This is a genomic window from Methanomassiliicoccus sp. (genome assembly GCA_033485155.1).
Taxonomy (GTDB): domain Archaea; phylum Thermoplasmatota; class Thermoplasmata; order Methanomassiliicoccales; family Methanomassiliicoccaceae; genus UBA6.
Window position 1 is genome coordinate 209,964 of the sequence record JAWQJJ010000002.1, and the last position, 20,844, is coordinate 230,807.

The 20,844-nt window shown below is 59.9% G+C and carries 18 protein-coding genes; 10 read left to right on the forward strand and 8 right to left on the reverse strand.

What is annotated here, in order from left to right; all coding sequences use genetic code 11:
* Positions 1 to 37 precede the first annotated feature (37 nt).
* The gene (locus SA339_04115; protein MDW5562390.1) at positions 38 to 928 is read right to left on the reverse strand and encodes a 4Fe-4S binding protein; all 891 of its coding nucleotides are present in this window, start codon (positions 926 to 928) and stop codon (positions 38 to 40) included.
* A gap of 136 nt (positions 929 to 1,064) precedes the next feature.
* Here SA339_04115 and SA339_04120 point away from each other — a divergent pair, with 136 nt between their 5' ends.
* Both SA339_04120 and SA339_04125 read left to right on the forward strand, forming a co-directional pair.
* The gene (locus SA339_04120) at positions 1,065 to 2,345 is read left to right on the forward strand and encodes a hypothetical protein (protein MDW5562391.1); all 1,281 of its coding nucleotides are present in this window, start codon (positions 1,065 to 1,067) and stop codon (positions 2,343 to 2,345) included.
* A gap of 168 nt (positions 2,346 to 2,513) precedes the next feature.
* Positions 2,514 to 2,936 (forward strand): hypothetical protein, encoded by a 423-nt coding sequence (locus SA339_04125; GenBank protein MDW5562392.1) that lies wholly within the window; start codon positions 2,514 to 2,516, stop codon positions 2,934 to 2,936.
* Positions 2,937 to 3,045: 109 nt separating this feature from the next.
* On the opposite strand, the gene SA339_04130 is transcribed toward SA339_04125, so the two are convergent.
* Complete coding sequence (locus tag SA339_04130; protein ID MDW5562393.1) at positions 3,046 to 3,720, reverse strand: class I SAM-dependent methyltransferase; 675 nt, start codon at positions 3,718 to 3,720, stop codon at positions 3,046 to 3,048.
* An 883-nt stretch (positions 3,721 to 4,603) separates the two neighbouring features.
* Between SA339_04130 and SA339_04135 the strand changes: the two genes are divergently transcribed.
* From SA339_04135 to SA339_04155, 5 genes are all read left to right on the forward strand, one after another.
* Entirely contained in the window at positions 4,604 to 6,616 is a 2,013-nt protein-coding gene (locus tag SA339_04135; protein ID MDW5562394.1) for an FAD-binding protein, read from the forward strand.
* A gap of 1 nt (position 6,617) precedes the next feature.
* Positions 6,618 to 7,979: a glutamate synthase-related protein gene (locus SA339_04140; protein MDW5562395.1), complete on the forward strand. Its 1,362-nt coding sequence runs from the start codon at positions 6,618 to 6,620 to the stop codon at positions 7,977 to 7,979.
* 1 nt (position 7,980) lies between these two features.
* The gene (locus tag SA339_04145; GenBank protein MDW5562396.1) at positions 7,981 to 9,516 is read left to right on the forward strand and encodes a glutamate synthase-related protein; all 1,536 of its coding nucleotides are present in this window, start codon (positions 7,981 to 7,983) and stop codon (positions 9,514 to 9,516) included.
* The gene (locus SA339_04150) at positions 9,513 to 12,128 is read left to right on the forward strand and encodes a hypothetical protein (protein ID MDW5562397.1); all 2,616 of its coding nucleotides are present in this window, start codon (positions 9,513 to 9,515) and stop codon (positions 12,126 to 12,128) included. Before SA339_04145 ends, SA339_04150 begins: the two co-directional genes overlap by 4 nt.
* Positions 12,129 to 12,320: 192 nt before the next feature.
* Positions 12,321 to 12,740 carry a hypothetical protein gene (locus SA339_04155; GenBank protein MDW5562398.1) on the forward strand — a complete coding sequence of 140 codons (420 nt, stop codon included), beginning with the start codon at positions 12,321 to 12,323 and terminating at the stop codon, positions 12,738 to 12,740.
* Positions 12,741 to 12,795: 55 nt separating this feature from the next.
* Here the strand turns inward: SA339_04155 and SA339_04160 are convergent, their stop codons facing one another.
* Positions 12,796 to 13,356, reverse strand: a complete 561-nt coding sequence (locus tag SA339_04160) for a flavin reductase family protein (GenBank protein MDW5562399.1) — start codon at positions 13,354 to 13,356, stop codon at positions 12,796 to 12,798.
* 339 nt (positions 13,357 to 13,695) lie between these two features.
* Here SA339_04160 and SA339_04165 point away from each other — a divergent pair, with 339 nt between their 5' ends.
* Positions 13,696 to 14,325, forward strand: coding sequence for a MarC family protein (locus SA339_04165; GenBank protein ID MDW5562400.1), 630 nt, complete (start codon positions 13,696 to 13,698; stop codon positions 14,323 to 14,325).
* 13 nt (positions 14,326 to 14,338) lie between these two features.
* Here the strand turns inward: SA339_04165 and SA339_04170 are convergent, their stop codons facing one another.
* The 3 genes from SA339_04170 to SA339_04180 all read right to left on the reverse strand — a co-directional run bounded on the left by SA339_04170 (position 14,339) and on the right by SA339_04180 (position 16,152).
* Complete coding sequence (locus tag SA339_04170; GenBank protein MDW5562401.1) at positions 14,339 to 14,659, reverse strand: hypothetical protein; 321 nt, start codon at positions 14,657 to 14,659, stop codon at positions 14,339 to 14,341.
* Positions 14,660 to 14,797: 138 nt separating this feature from the next.
* A complete protein-coding gene (locus SA339_04175; GenBank protein ID MDW5562402.1) occupies positions 14,798 to 15,403 on the reverse strand; it encodes a hypothetical protein in 606 nt (201 codons plus the stop codon).
* 176 nt (positions 15,404 to 15,579) lie between these two features.
* A complete protein-coding gene (locus tag SA339_04180) occupies positions 15,580 to 16,152 on the reverse strand; it encodes a hypothetical protein (protein MDW5562403.1) in 573 nt (190 codons plus the stop codon).
* Positions 16,153 to 16,442: 290 nt separating this feature from the next.
* On the opposite strand from SA339_04180, the gene SA339_04185 reads away from it, so the two are divergent.
* Positions 16,443 to 18,212 (forward strand): fibronectin type III domain-containing protein, encoded by a 1,770-nt coding sequence (locus SA339_04185; protein MDW5562404.1) that lies wholly within the window; start codon positions 16,443 to 16,445, stop codon positions 18,210 to 18,212.
* 210 nt (positions 18,213 to 18,422) lie between these two features.
* Positions 18,423 to 18,611 (forward strand): hypothetical protein, encoded by a 189-nt coding sequence (locus SA339_04190; GenBank protein ID MDW5562405.1) that lies wholly within the window; start codon positions 18,423 to 18,425, stop codon positions 18,609 to 18,611.
* Positions 18,612 to 18,738: 127 nt separating this feature from the next.
* Here SA339_04190 and SA339_04195 read toward each other — a convergent pair whose 3' ends face one another.
* A complete protein-coding gene (locus tag SA339_04195) occupies positions 18,739 to 19,815 on the reverse strand; it encodes a GNAT family N-acetyltransferase (protein ID MDW5562406.1) in 1,077 nt (358 codons plus the stop codon).
* 31 nt (positions 19,816 to 19,846) lie between these two features.
* On the reverse strand, positions 19,847 to 20,608 hold the full coding sequence (locus tag SA339_04200) for a methyltransferase (GenBank protein ID MDW5562407.1): 762 nt from the start codon (positions 20,606 to 20,608) through the stop codon (positions 19,847 to 19,849).
* Between the last annotated feature and the right edge of the window lie 236 nt (positions 20,609 to 20,844).

Here is a 20,844-nt window from a genome sequence, read left to right on the forward strand (position 1 = left end):
GACGACCCGGCAGGGTTCGACGAGATCCATTTAGGCACTAGACCTTCCTGGGCTGCTCCATGACCTGCCGGTCCATCGTGCTCACGTCCAGGGGGATGCCCTTGCTCTCGTCCCTTACTAGCTTACGCGCGTTGGTCGGGCAGAGGGTCACGCACGCCCCGCACCCCATGCATTTGGCCACGTCGTAGACCACGGTCTTCTTGTCAGCTACGATCGCGTCGAACGCGCACACCTCGGCGCACTTGCCGCAGGAGTTGCACAGCTCGGCATCGACGCTCGCCGAGTAACCGGAGGGAGCGATCATCTGGGCCCCGAACTCCTTCATGGCCTTGATGCCGATGCAGTGGCACTTGCAGCAGTTGCAGATCGAGTAAAACCGGTCGAGCATGGCATCCTTGAACCAGGCGGTGTGGATGTGCCCCCTCTCGTCCTCCTCCTTCAGCAGCTGCAGCGCCTCCTCCTTGGTCACCCGGCGGGTGAGGTCGGGATGCGCTTCCAAGATGAAGTCGGTGAACGGCTTGCCGATGACCATGCACACCTGGGAGGGCTGGCATCCCCTTTCCTTGCCCCCGGTGGCCCGCCGGCAGGCGCATTCGTACAATACGACCTCCGCCGGAGCCTTGACGAGGAACTCTCTGGCCGTTTCGTACGGCACCACCTTCTCCAGATCGCGCAGCGGGATGTCGTGGTCGAGATCGATGATCGATCGCGCTTGATCGAAGGTGAGCACCTTCGAGTGGTAATGCTGGGCCCACTTCTCCTTCCCGGCCTGTCCCGCGTACTTCAACCGGATGTTGTACATTGACCACAGGTATTGCCAGGTATACTTCGCGTAGATCCATCCGTGCATCGCCGAGGACATGCTCTTGTCGTTCGCCTTCACCTCGTCCATCATCGCCTTCGTACTTCCCTTCATGATCGAGGCCATGTTTTCTCCCCGAACAGAATTAATCGTCGATAGGCTTATCACACTATGTATCGGCGAACGAGCACTTTCTTGGTGTTTATGGATGGGCGACCAAGCGAACGCTCATTGATATCCTCACCAGCTCATCTCCGTCCCGATGGGGCAGGGCATAACCGCAGACCAGCTGAAGGAGTACTACCTCCGCCACCCCCCTGATCTCGGGTTGATAACCGATCTCAACAAGCGACACTTCCGCTTCCTGCTGCCCAGCGGACGCTTCATCAAGATCAGGGACGTCATCCGTTCGCCGGCCGATCTCCAGCGGTGGCTTCTGGATCTGAAGCCGATGGACGTCTATTACTCGACCTCGACCTACCTCAACCCGACCGCGGTGACGCCGAGGCCTAAGAATGACGCCGATTACTGGGGGCCGGGCAACATCGTCCTGGGCAACGACATCGCCTTCGATCTGGACCGTCAGCCCCTGAGCCTTCTCAACCTGGAGCGGGGAAGGAAGGACGCCGTCCGGCTCCTCGACCTCATGCAGGGGCGCGACCATCGGCTGAAGTACGCCGCGTTCAGCGGGAGCAAGGGTTTCCACCTCCTCTTCGAGGATCTTGAAGCTCACTCCGAACCGGACTTTCGGGCCAGGGAGAGAGCGATCATCGAAAAGAGGAAAGCCCTCGTCGGAGAGATCGCCGGAGAGGGGATTAAGGTCGATGCCGCGGTGACCATCGACACCCGGCGGATCATCAGGCTGCCGGGGACCGTCAACTCCAAGACCGGGTACTGCTGCTGTCGACTGCCCGAGGAGCAGCTGCGCTCCCCGGTCGCCCACTGGATCGACGATGTGGCGTGTTTGCCTGGGCATCGTAAGATCCCCCGGTTCGTGCTCAAGAACCCGCTGAAGATGAACGATGGAAGGAACGCTGGCGCTGAGGTCTATGGCTTCACCACGTTCATCACCTCGTCCGTCCTGGGCACGAAGGGCCGCCACGCCGTTCTGATGTCTCTTCCCAAGGGTCCCCTGGACGCCGTCGCTAGGAGAATGCGCCGTGCTCAGGCCGAGTACGAGCTTACCGACATCTACCTGTTCGAGCTTCCCCACTCCTACCAGGCAATCTGCCTCAAGACGGTCCAGCGCAACCGGTACCAGAAGATACTCGATTTCGTGCATTCCCCGCTGGCCAATCAGCTAAGGAGATACGACCGCGTATCGCTGCGGATGGGGCCGCTCGTCGGCCCGGACATGCGAGAGCTCGAGCCCCCGGCCCGGTTCGTCACCCTCCTGGAGTGCTCCCCCGAGGTTCGCAACACCAACTTCGTCAGCCGGGGGCATATGAGCTTCCTGAGGAAGCATGGACTGACCCCTTTGGACCATCTCCGGGTGCATGGCAGCGACGAGTTCAAGCTGGTAGACGCCGAGGTCCGATTGTGACTCGAGGCTCGCCTGGACGATCAAGTATATATTTTCAGGATTAGATGCCGGCCTGCACTCCGCTTGATTCCTTCGGGAAGATGATGGGGACATTCGTCCGCAAGTACTAACCCGGGCGGCTGAACGGGAGTGGTTCGCCGCCCTCTATTTCATCTCGCCGGTGCTGCCATGGGCATATTCAAGGGATTGCTGGGAAGGGACGATGACCAAGGCAGCAGCGCTCCTGCCCCGAAGCTCGGCCCCGGCTACCAGCGCCTGCATGGCTGGATCGAGTCAAGGATCGGCAGGGTGGACCCTGCGGACCCCAACCTGAAAACGAAGTTGGATGGCCTCCTGGATCGGGAGAGGTCAAGATACCCGTCGCCCCGCGGCAGGTTGACCTTCACCCGGAGCGGCAACGACACCATCGTCTCCGGCGATACCAGGGCTTTTAAAGGCAGTCTTCGAGGAGCCGGCCTGGAGTACGATCGCCGGGCGAGACGGTGGATCGCCAGGAACAAGGTCGTCACCGAAAGCGACATCGATGTGCCCAGCCAGCTCCAGGGTTTGAAGCGGTACATAGAGGCGAACCCGTATCGGAACAAGTTCTGATGAGGTTCGCCAATACCTCACGGCGTGACGGGCCAGTAAACTCTCTACATCAGTCAGGGGGAGCATAGAGGTGAAGTTACTGTCATGACCCTCCGCTCTCGCCGCATTTTCAGGAGTGCACCGGCAGCCCCGGTTTCTGCAGCACCACCTCGTACAGCGTCCGGCTGAAGGGCGGGGCGCCGTCCACGAACTCCCTTATCCACAACAGAATGGAGCCGTTGGCCAGCTGCCGGAGCTTCTCCTCGGAGAAGAAGCGGACCACGAAGCCCAGGGGGTTCTTCCACATGTCCTCCCCCTGCGGCTCGAACTTGCCGTAGTGAGGATCGTGATCGTTGCGCACCGAGAAGATGTGAAAGCCGCCCGGCTTCAGGACGCGAAGGCAGTCGTCGAGCATCTTCTGGATATCGTCCTCGGTGAACTCCATGGTGAAGAACATGTGCGAGTACACGGCGTCGAACGTTTCGTCCTCGAACGGCAGACGCTCGCGGGCATCGTGGACTATAGCCGAGACGACACCTTCCTGGCACTCCATCTTCGCCGTTCTCTTCATCTGGTAGATGCTCTCCTCCGAATAATCGAGCGCGGTGACCATGATGCCGTTCTCGGCGAAGTACCAGGTATCCCGTCCCTGGCCGCAGCCCAGCTCCAGAACGGTTTGAACAAGGTTTTCTCTCATCCAGGACAGGGCGACGGTCGCAAGCTCGCTCGGCTCCCTTCCGAAGAATTCCCGAGAGTTGGCGTACGCGCTATCCCACTGCTTCTGCTGGTTGATCTCCTCCTGCATGGAACGTTCCTCCAATGAATGTGAGGAGCCAAGGAAAGATGGCCCCTCGTTCGCCTCGCCACCTGAGTGCTTGGCAGCGCCGCGTCGGCCTCTCCGATTGCGGACGCCCGTCGGGCAGGGCGCCATGGTTCACGCAGGAACGGCAACCGGCGAGTGCATCGACCCCCACGCTTCGCCCAGTGACATGACTGGCTGCCGCGTTCGGTCGTCAATCCCAACCGCCATATGGCGGCTATGCGCTATATTGCTTTGTGAAAATGGTGATTAAAATCAGAATTAGTGTACAAATGTTGAGTCGGAACGACATCAGGCCGAAGAACGGTCCGTGAACCCACCGAGCGTTCCCGGCCGCGGATCGGGGAACGAGGCCTATGGGCCTCGGAGCCCTGTGACCGCACGTCCACGCCCCCGTTGCATGTATGCCGTTCCGTATGCGATCGTCATACGATATGAACGGCGTTAAGTCGTCAATAAACCACCGTTAAACGGTCGCTGACCGGTAAGAGCGAACTAATTCATCTAAGAATCGGAATTTGATTAGATGATTGACTGGAATATACACAAACAATGTGAAAATCTCGTGAATATGGGCAAAAAAGGGACCTCGACTAGACGTTTGGTCAAAAGATATAAGCGTTAACACGGTCTTCGTCCCCCATCCCCTAGCATCGGCAAAGGAGAAAGCAAGCCCCTTCCGCGGGGCCGAACGCCGTGCTAGGAAGGCCGGTCCTGGCAAGGGCTGGCATATCGGGGGGTTTGCCGCGAGCGGAATAGCCGATAGGTTTGACGCCATCCGGCCAGGAAAGAGCAGGCCGGGCAGGGACCCCTCTTCAACTCACTTTCAAAAGAAGTCGAATGGGAATCGCACCTGTGGTTCCCCAGTATGAGGAGAAATGTCCCCATGAACGCCGTTCCGTCCGATCAGGTAGTAAACCCTGTGAAAGAGAAAACAATAGATCCGTGGAGGGTCCACCCGCATGCCGAGGACCTCTTCCGGGAGCACGATGAGCCAGTCCAGGGCAAGCTCGCTTCCGAGCTCGCCGCGTTGAAGATACCAGACCTAAGGGTTTTGTCGGCGAGCGGCGCGAAAGCGCTGTATTCGAGAGACCAGGCGGACGTGCCGGACATGATGAAGTCGGCCATGTTCCGCTCGATGCCCGATGTCGTCGTCCAGCCGTTCTCGGTGGAGGCGATCCAGGGCGTCATGAGGTTCGCCACGGAAAAGCGGGTGCCGGTGATCGTCAGGGGTGCGGGTTCCTCGCCCTTCGGCGGATCGATGCCCGTGACCGGCGGTATCGTCGTGGACATGAACGCCATGGACCAGGTGCTGACCCTCGATCCGGCGGCCGCCACCGTGAAGGTGCAGGCGGGCATCCGGTGGGCGGACCTGGAGTGGTACCTTGAGAAGAAAGGCCTGAGCGTGCGCTCGTTGCCGTCCAGCCGCTTCTCCACCGTGGGAGGCTGGGTCGTGGCCGGCGGCATCGGCATCGGCAGTGTATCGTCCGGCAGACTGATCAACTCGGTGCTGGCACTGGACATCGTCACCGCGTCCGGAGAGATGAAGACTGTAGCTCCTGGCGACGGGATGTTCGCTCCGGTCTTCGGCAGCGAGGGGCAGCTGGCGGTCGTCACCGCCATCACCCTGAAGGTACGGCCGAGACCGTCGGCGACCTATCCTCAGCTGGTGTTCTTCGACGACCTTCCGTCGGCCATAAGCTACGCCAACGCTCTGGCCACCACCAAGCACAAGCCGATGGACCTTACTTATTACAGCCCCATCAAGTTCAAGGCGTTCAACCAAGTGATGCACCGCGACGACTATCCCGTGGCTCACGGCATCCTCGTCACCTACGAGGGTAAGAACGACCCGGCCAACGTCGTGCCCGTTCCGGCGGGGGCCAAGGTCGCCCCGCTGTACCTCGCGCACCTGATGGCCAACGAGCGCTTCTTCCCCATGAAGTCCCGGCGGCTGGGCCCCGGCCTCATGGGCGCCGAGGTCCTCGCTCCCCGGGCCAACCTGGCGAAGATCGTGGAGAAGGCGCTGGAGGTATGCGCTCGGCACGGCATCGAGCCCATGCTGGAGGTGCACTTCCTGGACGATGGGGACGGCATGCTGCTGTGCTATTACATCACCAATCAGACGCGCCAGCTGAAGTACACCATGGACTCGTTCCGCGGCCTCCTTATCTCCAAGGCCCTGTACGATGAGGGCGCCAAGCCGTACTCGTTCGGGGTGTGGAACCACTCCTTCGCGGATCAGGCCGATCCCGAGGAGGCCAAGGCGCTGGCCGAGGCCAAGAAGCAGCTGGATCCCCAGAACATCATGAACCGCGGCAAGTACCCCCACCTCGGCGGGAAGTTCGGCGGCCTGCCGGCAGCGTTCTTCAGCCCCGCCGTGCTGGGATCGGCATTAAGATTGGTAAACAAGCTGGGCAAGGTGTCCGCAACGGGCATCAACGTCATAGCCTCCGGCGACCTGATGGTCAGGGAGGAGAAGGATGAGCTTCTGGACGCCGCGGACCAGTGCGCCATGTGCGGCGCCTGCGTCGGGGTGTGCCCGGCATACACGCTCACCAGGGACGAGCGGGTGACCGCGAGGGGCAAGCTGCTCACCGCCCGGCAGATGTCCACCGGCAAGCCGATAAGCGAGGAGCACGCGCATCTCACCTTCCTGTGCATGCGGTGCAAGGCCTGCGAGCAGGTCTGCCAGTCCAAGCTGGCCCTGGTTCCCCTATACGAGATCATGGAGAGGAAGCTCGCCCAGCAGCACGGCCGGGACGATGAGCAGATCAAGCGGTTCATCGAGGTCGCCGAGCACTCCGCCTTCTACGACGCTCTAGTGGACCGCGGGCTGGTGCTGGGAGCGCCCGGCAAGAACGTGGAAGGGAGGCTGTGAGATGTACCATCACTATCACATCGACAAGAAGGAGCTGCCCCTGGGGCCGAACCCCGTGGGCAAGATGCTGGTGACCCGCAGTGCCGCCTGCATGAACTGTGGGCGGTGCACCCTGGCCTGCGTGTACAAGGTGCACGAGCGGTCGCCGGTCGATCCCCGGGTCATGTGGGAACCGCACAGCCACCTGTGCAAGAACTGCCTGAAGTGCGTGGAGAACTGTCCCCAGCGGGCCTTGGAGGTCCGCATCTCGCCGGTTTACTCGAACCTGGGCGAAGGCATCTGGACGCCGACCCGGGTGACGACCATGTGGAACGAGTCTCAGACCGGGAAGCTGCCGGTGTTCGGGGCCGGGTACCGCGGCATGTTCGTGGGACCTGGCTACGACTCAATGTGGACGGACATGTCTGAGATCGTTCGGCCGACGAGGGACGGCATCCATGGTCGGGAGTACATCTCGACCACCGTGGACCTGGGAGCCAGGGTCGACCACCTGGAGTTCGGCCCCTCCGGCCAGCTGCTGACGGCGATGCCCCCCATCGTCCAGGTGCCCCTGCCCATCCTCATGGATGTTAGCCGCCTCACCGACCTCGGGACGAAGGCCCTGGAAGGCCTGATAAAGGCGGCCAGCACGCTGGGTACATTCCTATTCATCCCTGCCGAGGCCAAGCTTCCGGCGGGACTGGGCGAGGCCGAGGGGTGCCTGGCCCCGGTGTTCTCCTCCGGCAAGACAGCGGCGCCGACGGTCGCCGCTCCAAAGATCGTGGAGTTCGAGATGTCGCCTCGCTGGAAGGAGGACCTCGCGGCCCTTAGGTCGAGGTTCCCCGGCGCGGTCATCGCCGTTCGGGTCCCTGTCTCCAAGGGCATCGAGGAGCTGGCGGTCGACCTCGTCTCGGGTGGAGTGGACGTGCTGCATTTGCTGTACGATGAACAAGGTAAGGAGCAGGGAACGGACCGCTTGGCCCGGGATTCCCTGCTCGCGATCAACAAGGCGCTGGCCCAGAAGTCCCTGCGCGAGGCGGTCAGCATTCTGGCTGCTGGGGGCCTGGCGGCGGCCGAGCACGTGCCCAAGAGCATCATCTGCGGGGCCGACGCCGTCGTCCTCGAACGGGCGCTCAAGGTCGCCCTGGGCTGCCACGCCAACGCCAGCTGTCCGGTCTGCCCCATGACCGACGACAAGATCGACCGGGAGTTCGCCTACTGGCGGACGATCAACATGATCGGGGCGTGGAGAGATCAGTTGCTCGAGGTAATGGGCGCGATGGGCGTCCGCGAAGCGAGGAGGCTGCGCGGCGAGATAGGCAGGGCGATCTTCTACGAGGATGCCGAAAGGGACGCCTTCGCCAACATCCAGGGAGGTGCTTGAGATGGTGGACGCGGTCAACGGAATAAAGAACGAAGCTATCCCGCCGTTGGGCGGGGCGGAGTGCGAGGACTTCGTCCAGGTCCCCTCCCGCATACTGCAGCGGATGAACCGGTACACGGTGACGAGGACGGACAACTGCATCGCCTGCGGCCTGTGCGCCGCCCTGTGCCCCACCGGGGTGCACCGGAGGATCGAAGGCCACGTGAGGATGCTTCACCCGGCGGAAGCGCGCTGCATAGGACCAACCTGCGCCGCTAACGATTACTACTGCGTGAAGAACTGTCCGACCCAGGCGCTGACCATCGCGCCTAATCCGATATTCAACAGCATGGGCGACCCCCGGTGGACGCCGGACATGATCCTGGCGACCTGGTCGCAGGCCGAGACCGGCCAGCCCATCCCTCTGGACCACTACACCCAGACGGGCAACTGCGGCGGCGGGTTCGACCGCATCAAGTTCCCCCTGCCCCCGATGCGGGGCAACTTCGAACCGGAGGAGATCTCCACCGCCATCGACCTCAACCACAGGAAGAAAGGTCCGAGGGTCAGGATCAACCTGCCCGTATATGGCGGAGGGATGTCCTTCGGCTCCATCAGCAAGCGGACGATGTCCGCCCGGGCCATGACCGCGACGGAGTGGAACACCTTCACCTGCACCGGGGAGGGCGGCTATCCCGACGTCCTCGTGCCGTACAAGGATCACGTTATCACGCAGATTGCCACCGGGCTGTTCGGTGTTCGGGAGGAGACCATCCAGCGCGCTCCCATCGTTGAGTTCAAGTACGCCCAGGGGGCCAAGCCCGGACTAGGCGGGCACCTGCTGTACGAGAAGAATACTCCGGAGGTAGCGAAGATGAGGGAGGCGGTGCCGTACACCTCGCTGTTCTCGCCGTTCCCCTTCCACAGCGTGTACTCGGTCGAGGACCACCAGAAGCACCTCGACTGGATCCACTCGGTAAATCCCAGAGCGCTGCTGTCGGTCAAGGTGTCCACCCCTAACGACGTGGAGATGGTCGCTGTCGGTTCCTACTACGCGGGAGCGAACATCATCCATCTGGACGGCGGGTACGGAGGCACCGGCGCGGCGCCGGAGATCGCCAAGAAGAACATCGCCCAGCCGATCGAGTACGCCATTCCCAAGGTGCACCGCTTCCTCGAGAACGAGGGAGTCAGGGAGGATCTGACCCTCATCGCCAGCGGAGGAATGAGGACGGCCATGGACATCGCCAAAGCGATCGCATTGGGCGCGGACGGCGTGGTCATCGGGACGGCCGAGATGGTGGCCATGGGCTGCGTGAGGTGCGGTAACTGCGAGAGCGGCCGGGGCTGCCCCCGCGGTATCGCCACCACCGACAAGGAGCTCGAGCTGCTGAACGAGATACCGACCCAGGCGAGGCGGCTTTCCAACCTCTACCGCTCCTGGCAGATGCAGTGGAAGGAGCTGCTGCACCGGCTGGAGATGACCGACATCAGAGAGCTGAGAGGTCGCACGGATCTGCTCCGCTACGACGGAGTCCCCGGGAGGATGACGCTATGAACAGCGCGGACGCGATGATCGCTTCAAGAAAGAAGGTAGACCAGAGAGAACTGAAGATCCATCCGCAGGAGGCGGAGGGTGGGTGCGGCGTCGTCGGTCTGGCGGCGTCCAAGCCGGTCGATGGCCGGCACATCATGCTGTCGCTTCACCAGATGCACAACCGTGGCAACGGCAAGGGCGGCGGCATCTCCGCCGTTGGCCTGGTCCCGGAGCAGCTGGGAGTGGACAGGAAGACCCTGGAGGAGTGCTACCTGGTGCAGGTCGCCTACCTCAAGGACGAGGTCCGCGGCGAGGTGGAGAAGTACATCCACGACCGCTACGATGTCGCCTCGAGCCACCAGGTAGCGGTCAGCTCTGACCCTGACCTGCTGGCGCGCCTGGAGGTGCGCCCTCCGAACGTCGTCCGGTACTTCTGCCGGGCCAAGAAGGACAGGCTGCAGAAGTTCATCGCCGAGAACAACCTGGTCGACCTGGGAGCGGAGAAGTCGGAGGACGAGTACGTCTACCAGACCAACTTCCAGATCAACCTCAAGTACTACGGCAACTCGGCCATGGCCGCTTTCGTCATGTCCGAGGGACGGAACATGCTGATCATGAAGATCGTCGGCTACGCCGAGGACGTGATCTCCTATTACAAGATGGAGGACTTCAAGGCCAACGTGTGGATCGGGCACCAGAGGTTCCCCACCAAGGGCCGGGTGTGGCATCCCGGCGGCGCGCATCCGTTCATGGGCCTGGATATGGCCTTGGTGCACAACGGCGACTTCGCCAACTACTACTCGGTGGCCGAGTACCTGGGCCAGAAGGGGATCAAGCCCCTGTTCTTCACCGATACCGAGGTGTCGGCACTGCTCTTTGACCTCCTCAGCCGGGTGTACGAGTACCCGCTGGAGTACATACTGGAGGCGCTGGCGCCGACCACGGAGAGGGACTTCTACCAGCTGCCGCCGGAGAAGCAGCGCATCTACCGGGCGATCCAGTCCACGCACCTCCACCGGTCCCCGGACGGCCCCTGGTTCTTCATCATCAGCCGCAACGACCACTACAACGACCAGCTGCAGCTGATCGGCATCACCGACACCTCCATGCTTCGGCCTCAGGTGTTCGCCCTGGTCGAGGGGGAGCTGCAGGTCGGTCTGATCGCCTCGGAGAAGCAGGCCATCGACGCCGTGCTGGGGTCGCTGTCCCAGGTGTATCCCACCCTGCCCCTGCAGGCGGACATGTACTGGAATGCCAGGGGAGGGAGCCACACCGACGGCGGGGGCTTCATCTTCACCCTGGGCAAGGACGAGGGAGCAAAGGGAAGGGCGCTGACCTGCACCAACAAGTTCGGGGCCAAGGTCACCGTCCAGGGCAAGGAGTTCGACCTGGCCAAGGATGCCATCATGGCTGGTCCCCTGCCCAAAGTGACGAGCTCTCCGCTCGCCGACCTCATGCTGGCCGGCGATCTCCAGGCCGGGTTCAAGGCCTGGACGGAAGCGGTCGCCCGCGGATCCCACAGCGAGCTCATGGAGGCCATGGCTGCGCTGTCCGTTCCGGTAAAAGGCGCGGCTGAATGCGAGAAGCGCCTGGCGCTCCTATCGCTGGCGCTGGACCGCCGGTACCCGACCGGGACCATCCGCCGGAGCCGCCTCCTTACCCAGCTAAACCGGGCCATCGCCAACATGGTCCGGGCATCGCCGCGCATGGAATCCGCAGACGTCTCCAGCCTGACCCTGGCCGACCGTAAGAACTACCGCTCCGTCCCCTCGCCGAGGAAGGGGCAGTGGGCTCTGGCCATCGACTGCGAGGGCTTCCCCATGGAGGGTGACGAGGGCGTGTCCCGTCTCATCTGCCGGGCCGCCGAGGCCGGGTGGAAGAAGTTCATAGTCGTCGGCGCGCACGGGCAGCGGTTCTTCGGGTGCGGGCTCGGCCCCAGGTCGACCGGCATCGAGATCGACGTCTACGGCAGCTCCGGCGACTACCTGTCCTCGGGACTGGACGGAGCGGTGATCACCGTTCACGGCAACGCCCAGGACCAGCTCGGCCAGATCATGGCCTCGGGAAAGCTGGTGGTGCACGGGGATGTCGGGCAGACCTTCATGTACGGGGCCAAGGGCGGCAACGTCTTCATCCGCGGCAACGCCGCGGGCCGGCCGCTGATCAACGCCGTGGGCAAGCCCCGGGTGGTCATCAACGGCACCTGCCTGGACTACCTCGCGGAATCTATCATGGCCGGCGATCCGCTCAACGGCGGAGGTTTCGTCGTGCTCAACGCCCTGGGCTTCACCGCCGAGGGCCGAGCATACGACCTGCCGGAGCCGTACCCCGGTGGGAACCTGTTCTCCCTGGCGTCCGGCGGAGCTATCTACGTCCGCGACCCCATGAACAAGGTGGGGGAGGACCAGCTCAACGGCGGCCGCATCGGGAAGATGACTGACAGCGATTGGGCTCTCCTCCTGCCATACCTCAGGGAGAACGAGGCTCTCTTCGGCATATCCATCAAGGATGATCTGCTGATGAAGAACGGCTCGCCGGTCCGACCGGAGGAGATCTACAAGAAGATCGAGGTGGTGCCGATCACCAAGGCCGCTCCCCAAGCGGCTGCGCTGGCCGACGACGAGGCCAGCTGATCGGTTACCCTACGGGATCAGAAGAGCGAAACCGGGCGGAGCGGCGTCTCCGCCCTTCTTCCTGCTTCGGCCGGGCCAGGCTCGATCCGGGTGCTTTTTCCTAACAACTATCAATAATATTGACGCAAATATTAATTTATACAAATATTTTTATACCCCGGCCTCCCCTAGTAATCGCAGGGGGCAAAGAAATTGGATGATTCCATCCAACCAGTAGACATTCCGAGCGTGTATGATTACCTGCTAAGGGTCGATAGGACGGATAGTTCCTATCTCGAGACCGCGTCCTTGATCGCCAGGTTCAGCTTCATCTTTCCGGGCGATGAGGGCTGGTGGAATATGGTCGTCAGGCAAGGCGACCGAGCAAACGAGATGATGAGCGAGGGCCTGAAGGTCGTCGGTGTGGCGTTGGAGGGAAAGTGCATCGGCTGCTGCGGCTACCGGATCACCACCGACCCATACATCGTGGTGAAGGGAAAGAAGGTCCAGCTGCCATACGAGATGTTCTTGGCCATCGACGACGGGGCGGAAGCCGGAGCGGACTTGGTCTACTCGGCCCAGATGTCGATCGCGTCGTACGAGCACCTGGAGTTCGTCCAGCTGGCGGTCTGAGCGGCCGCTGCAGCCTTCCTTTTTCTGGAGGCTCCGGCTTTCGATCCTCCATCTTTCATTTTTTCTTGTAGCTCCTTCCGACCGAGAACGCCTTGCTGACGACCTCGCCGATGCGGCTGTACTCGTTGCCGGCGTAGACCATGGCGTCGATCTTCCTGTGATCGGGCAAGTTATTGGTCAGGCAATCCCTGTCCACGTGAACGTCCACGACCTCACCGACGTGCAGGTTGTGGCTCCCGAGCTCGAGGGTGTGTCCAAGCCGGCATTCGATGTTGACGGGGAACTCGCCGATCAGGGGAGCGGTCTCGAGCTTGCCATAGAAGGTGTCGAAAATAGCGGACTTGTCTTCCTTGCCGCCGGAGACGATGCCACAGTGATCGGTCTCCACCGATTGCTTCGAGCTTGGGATGTTCACGCTGAACGTCCCGTTCTCGGCGATACCCTTCTCGGTGTGCCTGACCTTGTTGATGGCCACGGCAATCATGGGAGGGTCCATGCACGCGACCCCTGCCCAAGCCACGGCCATGTAGTTCGGTTTTCCTTCGACATTCGCGCCGACGAGCACTATGGGCATCGCGGTCAAGTATGGCCTGGGGCCAAGAGATACCTTATCCATTTTGTCACCTAGGGCGGAGAAAATCATCGGAATGGATGATATTAAAAAAGAGCGGCGATCCGGTCGGACACGATACGAAAACCGCAGGGGCTGGAACGGGCAGCGATGACCCAACACGATCGAGACGGGGCCGTGACGTTCGCCACTCCAAGTGCAGCATCCGAGAAATGTAACCTCCGCCGACAAGGTCGGTCGGCGGCCCACGAGTGTTGCCACCCATACCTTTAACGCAGTCGCGGCGCTGAATTCACATTATCCAGGAGATGCGCATTAGAATCGGTAGTTGATACGTGTCGATGGGATATTGGATATGCGAGGAGAACACCTTTCAATGATCGAATGGACGCCACTTACTTCGTAACCGTCCTAGTCACGCTGTTCGCCATCATCAACCCAGTCGGCAACGTGGCGATATTCGAGGCGGTGACCAGCTGCTTCGATGCTACGACCAAGCGGACGGTGGCGAAGCGGGCGATAATCTTCTCTGCCGCGGTGCTGCTGGCGTTCGGCATCTTCGGAGACATCATCTTCCGCATCTTCGGGATCACCCTGCCGGGGTTCAGGGTGATGGGCGGCATTCTGCTTTTCTATCTGGGCTTCAACCTGGTGGAGGGACAGGGGACGACGCACAAGGTCTCCGAGGAATGCACGCAGGAGGAGGCGATCTCGGTGGCCATCGTCCCCCTGACCATCCCGCTCTATGCCGGCCCCGGCTCGATCGCCGTGACCATGGTCCTGGTGTCCCAGTCCACAGGACCGGTGGACCTGCTGCTGACTCTGGGGGCGGTGCTCATCATCCTCGGCCTATCCTATGTCCTGATCGTTAACAGCGAGGCCGTTTTCAAGCGTCTGGGAAAGAACGGATCCATCGCCTTCACCAGGATCATGGGTGTGCTGCTGGCCGGGATGGGCACGACCTTCGTCATCTCTGGCATCATCGATGCGGTCAAGCAGGCGGGCCTGGGCTGAGCCGACGCTTTTTTCAGGAAAGGATGAACCCGATAATCGCTCCGATAACGAACCCCGTGGTCAGCGGCAGGATGCCGATGACGAGTATGCCGTAGTGATAGGCCATCGTTCCATAGGTGACGGCCAGCTGATGCAGCGTGCTTAGATCCATCGAATAAAGGCCAAGGTAGGTGGCGATGACCAGAACGATCAATGCTATCAGGGCGATCTTCAGGACCTTGTGAGCCAGGAGGCCGACCACCAGGCCGACGATGAACGGAATGGCCATGATCACGATTGTCGGCAGTCCCTGGACGCTTCCGCTGGTCACCAGGTTCATAAGTTCGTTGATCAATCCTTTTCACTTCCTCACGGTCGGATCCCCGACCTCAAGATGGCTATATTCGGAGCTCGGGCGATATAACGGCAATGAATGATAGGTTCTACTCACGCATGCAATCTAGAGTAGAGAAAAAAAGAATGAGGAAGGAGCTCACCGGTTCTTGATGATCACCGTCTCCTTCTCATGCACTTCCACGAAGTGTCCCTTCAGCTCGTTGGAGAGCCCCTCCTCGTCCCTTGACTCCATGGGAACCCCGCACACCGGGCACTGGAACGGTCCTCTTTCCCCCTCGGGGCCGGTTCGGGGGTACTGGAACCTTCCGACCTCATTCTTTAGGACCCGAGACTCTCCCGGCGTGTTCACGCACTCGCTCTCTGAAAAGGTCCTGGCCTCGCACTGCTCCTTGCTCTCGCCCTCGGTGGGGTAGCGGAACTGGGCGACCTTTTCCACGAGGTCCCTGGTATCCTCCGATCCCCCATAGGGGTTCCGCTTCGAGAAGGTCTCAACCTCCTTCTCCTCCACCGTCTCCCCTATCCTGGCTTCCTTGAACTGAGCTACCTCTTGCTTCCGCAGCCTGGATTCCTCAGAGAGGGCCTCGGCCTCGGGACCCTTGAAGGTCCTGACCTGCCTCTCCTCCTCGGTCTCCAGCCCGGGGAAGGCATGCTCCTCGATCAAATGCGCTCTCATCAGCGGGCTCAGGTCTTCCAGCCTTTCACCCGTCACGTTCTGGTTGCATACTGGGCATTTAATGTCCAAACGATACCCCCATAATTTTTTTTACAACTGAATATAGATAGGTTGGGGTATCCGAGCGGTAAATGCGATAGATGTTTTCGATATTTTGATAATGTTTAAAGTGGCAAACCTATTGTTTTCAGAAAAATCATAAGTTCGTCCTCAGGGGCGATGATGTTCGATCCTGCGACGATGGCCTATTCCCTGAAGTCGAACCCGATCAGCCTGGAGTACTGATCCGGTGCGGTAAAACCGAAGATATCCCGTATCACCTCATCCGATTTGGCGGTCAAGCTCCCGGAGGTCACCCTCTCGATCTCGTCGATATCGTCCAGGTCGTGCACGATGACCTCGTCGATCAGGAAGTATGGTTCTCCCACCGACTTCCAGCCGGAGTGCATGATGAAATCCTCAGTGAGAAAGAAAGTATCCGGAGCTTCCCTGCGTATCTCCTCCCGGCGCTCCGGGCTCACATACTCCCCGAGCACCTGTCCCGACTGATCGACAATGTGGATCATGCTGTTGGTGTCGGCATTTATTTGGTAATCTTCGTTGAGCACCATGACCAAGCAGACCTCGCGGTCCAGGACTTCCCATACTCCCTTGTTCTTGAACTTCATCAGGCCGCCGATGGCACCGTGGCTCTCGGCGATGACCTCGAGGTGACGGATCTTGTTCCTCATCTCGTCTTCCAAGTATCGCACGTCGACCACTCCGGAGAGCGACTTGAGCCGTCGCCGCACGAGCTCCTTCACAGCCTCTTCGTTCATGCTTAATGACCGGCCTTCGCTGGCGAGTTACACTTATAGTATCCTTTTCCGACCATTGAGTTACCACCTCCCAGCACCAACGACGAATGTGAGGGTCGCTGGCCAGAGCACCGGTGCACCCGATTGAGTGCCGGACGACGTCCGGTGAACGAGCGATCAGCGTTTCGAAGAGCAATTCGAGAAGACCATGCCGAGCAAGGTCTTACGTAAAAATCTCGCTCCCTTCCTATATTAACAACCTATTACTAGACCGTCGCGCATCTATGAGCGACCCTAGGGGGAAAGATAGAATGAGATCAAGTACTAATCATAAGGCGCCTGCCGTGGTTGTGTTATTCCTGGCGGTAGTGATCGCGATCACCGCGTTCATTCCCATGGCCGCAACAGCCGCTGTTCCGGATGCCCCTACAGGTTTGACGGCGACCCCTGAAAATGCTCAAGTTCAATTGAGCTGGACCGCACCGACAGGCAATGTCACCGGTTACAAAATCTATCGCAGTGCTGGTTCTGGCGAAACCATTCTGGCAAGTATCGGCAATAGCACGACCACATATACAGATGGTTCAGTCAGTAGTGGCATTACCTACACTTACACAGTAAGTGCGGTGAACGAGGATGGAGAGGGTGCACACTCTAATTCGGACGAAGCTGCCATATCAGCGTCCGCACCCTCTGCCCCACAATCTCTGAGGGCCACAATCGGTGATGCTCAGGTCACCCTTACTTGGTCTGCACCGACCAGTGACGGCGGGGCGTCGATCAACCACTATATTGTCTATCAGGACGGAGTGGATGTCAGTCATCCCACGACTACCTCCGCTATCATCACCGGGCTGACCAATGGGCAGGCCTACTCTTTCGCGGTAGCAGCGAACAATTCCGTGGGAGACAGTGATAGGTCATCGTCCGTGTCGGCCACGCCCAACTCAACCACCGCCGTGCCGGGAGCCCCTACTGGATTATCGGCGACTCCCGGGGACGCTCAGGTCGCGCTGAGCTGGACTGCACCGACCACTGCGGGGGGAGCAGCCATCGACTACTATATCGTCTACCAGGACGGAGTGGACGTCGCGCACCCGACCACAACTTCGGCGACCATAACTGGCCTCACCAACGGACAAGCCTACTCCTTCTCCGTGGCCGCCCACAATTCAGCTGGTGCGGGATCGCCGACCGCATCGGTGTCAGTAACGCCGTCCTCCACCGCAATCGCGCCCAACGCGCCCACCGCCCTTAGCGCCACCCCGGGATCCGGAGAGGTCTATCTGTCGTGGCTGGCGCCGGTCAACAACGGCGGAGCGGCCATCGACTACTACATCGTATATCGGGATGGAGTGGATATAGCGCATCCCGCGCTGGTCTACACCACCATCAGCGGCCTCCAGAACGACCGAGCGTACATTTTCACCGTGGCTGCCCACAACTCAGCGGGCACCAGCGGGCAGTCCTCATCGGTGGTCGTGACTCCTTCCTCATCGATAAGTGCCCCCAGCGCCCCGACTAACCTAGAAATCAACGCTGGTGACGGGAAGGTCACCTTGTCCTGGAACGCACCTACGAACGCAGGCAGTGCAGCCATCGACTACTATATCGTCTACCAGGACGACGTGGACGTTGCGCATACTTCCTCGACCTCCATCGTCATCGATGGGCTGACCAATGGCCAGAGCTACAAGTTCGAGGTTGCCGCCCACAACTCCGTGGGGATCGGTGCACGTACCACGGAGCTGGCAGCCACCCCGGCCGTTTCCAACGACAATCTGATACTGCTTGTCATCCTGGTCGTCGTCGGTATCGCCGGATTGTTCCTCGTCACAAGGATGCAGAAGCGGAGAAATATCTCCGACTCGGACGAGGACGAGGATGCGGAACAGTTCGACCAACCGCTCGCACCAGCCGCCCCCGTTGCCCAGGTACCGCAGACCACGACCACCCGCCCCATCGAGTCTCAGATTGGCGTGGGGGATGCGTCTGATGAGTCGGTGGTGCTGTGCCCGAGGTGCGGAAGGCCTAACTCCGGGAGAACGAACTGCGTGTTCTGCGGGAAGAAGCTCAAGTGACCGCGCCGGCTTGAAGAATGGGCGTAGCAAGAGACGTAGCGCAAACCCCTTTCCTCTTTCTCATTTTGATTACTTTTGCAATAAACCTCTGAACGGCGGATGTGAGAGGAAAGTAGGCGGATGGTTCCATCCCCTGGGCTCATTGGATGTATTGGCCAAACTGAATAATTATTAAATAATGTGATTGGCCAATGAGCATCGGGTGAGTAAATGGTCTACCCTCAAACGGCACAGCTATCGGTAACCGACCTGAGCAAGGTCAAGGACTTGGAGAAGGAGATCGGCGTGGTTCTCATTGCCTACAATCCGACCGAGTACGCAAACCTCGACGAGAATCAAGTCAAAGAGCTCCAGAAGCTTGAGAAGAACCTCAATGCCACCGTCGTCGCGTTCCGGTGACGCGACGATCCTTCACCTTTTTTCGAGCATCCATTCGAACTAGACATCGGCCTATACTGGCTCTTACTCATTTGTAATGAATGAGCGCATCGATGCGAATAGGTGGCGGTCAGGAAAGCGGAGATAGTCATCGACCTTGGCCGCTGATCGCCCTGTACGGAGGAAAGTAATTCTCCAAGTTCTCTTCCACTCCCGCGACCCTGCAGATCTCCTTGAACGCCTCGTGATCGTGAACCTTGTGGTAGGACCGGAAAGGCGAGGTGGTGGATGAGAACGAGAGCTTGAACCTCAGCAGAGAGTCACTTTCACCGTGCCCGCCCCCCAGGCACATCAGGCTCAACCCCTTTGTCTTATAATGTTCGATGGCCCCTGAAAGGAGGAGGTTGGATGCGCCTATCTTCCGCCCCGTCTCATCGACGCCTGATAGGAAGTATTGAACGCAGTTGCCGTAGGCCAGGAACCACGCTGCCGAGACGATATGATCCTCGACCTCGACCACGAACAAGGACGCTTCATCCATGGCGGCGAGGCGGCGGTAGAATCCTTCGGGGAACGAATATTCGGCCCTGGCCTGATTGCGGACCATCGTATCATCGTAGATGCTCTTGAATCGCAGAATCTCCGTCGGGCTCTTGTCAGCGATACGAACGGTGGCCCCGGATCGCTCGGCCTTCCTGATCGCACCACGGCAGTTACGGTTGAAATTCCGGACGATAAACTCCCTTTCCTGGAGCAGATTGACATGTACCAACGGACCGTGGTCGACGAAGACGCCATCGTTCCCAGGATCGCAACCATTCAAATATGGATTGACTCGGCAGAACTCCGTCACCACGCCTTTCTCCGAGCAATAGCCGTTGAAGGCCTTTCGGAAAGCATCGCCGATTTGAACGGTCGTCCCTTCGGCGGAGATCAAAGCCGGCCCCGAATATCCATACGGTGAGGAAATGTCGAAACCAGACAATCCCTGATCCAGCTCCGAGAGCGGTCTGAGCATGAAAGGATAAACGACTCTCTTTCCGAGAGATTCAAGGACGAACATATGGCCTCTGCCGCCGAACACACTGACGTTGGAGCGGAGGCATTCCAGGGCGTGGACGTAGTCGGGATGATACGATATGTCCAACCGCTCGGCAGCATCCGTCACCTCCAACCATTCGTTTTTTTGATCAGAGCTCAGGACAAAGTAGTCATGGGAGGTCATGATCCGCCCTTTACATTAGCCATATTCGCCCTCAGCCCTGCTCCATCGGTCCGTCGCTGCGCCGCTCTGTCAGTATGACATGATACCGATACTCGTAATAGGTCGACCGAACGACCTCCGCATCGAAATCAAGATCGTTGGCCACTCTCACGATCTCGTTCGGAGCATATAGGAAGTTCATATGGCTCCATGGGCCCCCCCGGATCTTGCGCCTGACCGAATCGCTCAAATTCCTCACGTATTGGTAGGGCACCATGACCAATGGCTGATCATAATTGAAGAAGCCCACCTTGAACAGGGGGGCGAGCCTGGCATCGGCAACATCGAAAAGGATGATCTTGCCCCCATCGGCCAGGTGCTGATGTGATCTCTCGAGGAAACCGTTCAGCTGGTCCAAGAGAAGGTACTGCACTACTCCCACCATGATGATCCTGTCGAACGACTGGCCTTGGACGCTGTCCCAGAACGTGACATCGTCTCCCAAAATCAGCCTTACTCGATCACCGCATCTCGCATCCATCTTTTCCCGGGCGACCTTTAGCATGTTCTCCGAGAAATCGACCCCTGTGACTTCCCGATAATGCGGAGCCATGTATTGCAGCAGGTCACCCGATCCACATCCGAAATCCAGAAGGCTCTCGCCCCCGCCCATGTGGAACATTTTTTCTCTCGCTTCCTTCTGAAGGAAATCTTCGGATTGGTCCTTGTGCCACCCATCGGTCCTTTTATTCCAGTAGGGGGCCCAGAACTCCCTGAGCTTTCGTTCTTTTTGGTCTCCGGTGGAGGATGTCATGTGTTCAGCTCTCCATCGATTGTGGACTAGTGTCAATCGCCAAGCCTAATAGTTATTGCATAAGGTCGCAGTAGGCTGGCTAAGCGGCCAGAAGTAGGCCATTAGCGCCGGATGAGGTTCGAGGATCGGACACCGTTATCTCGTCGCCATCATCGGGAGAATGAAAGAGCCCATAAGCGAATTATCGCCGAGTCCCTTCGCCACCGATTCGACCCCTGCCGAGGCCAGCCTTATCA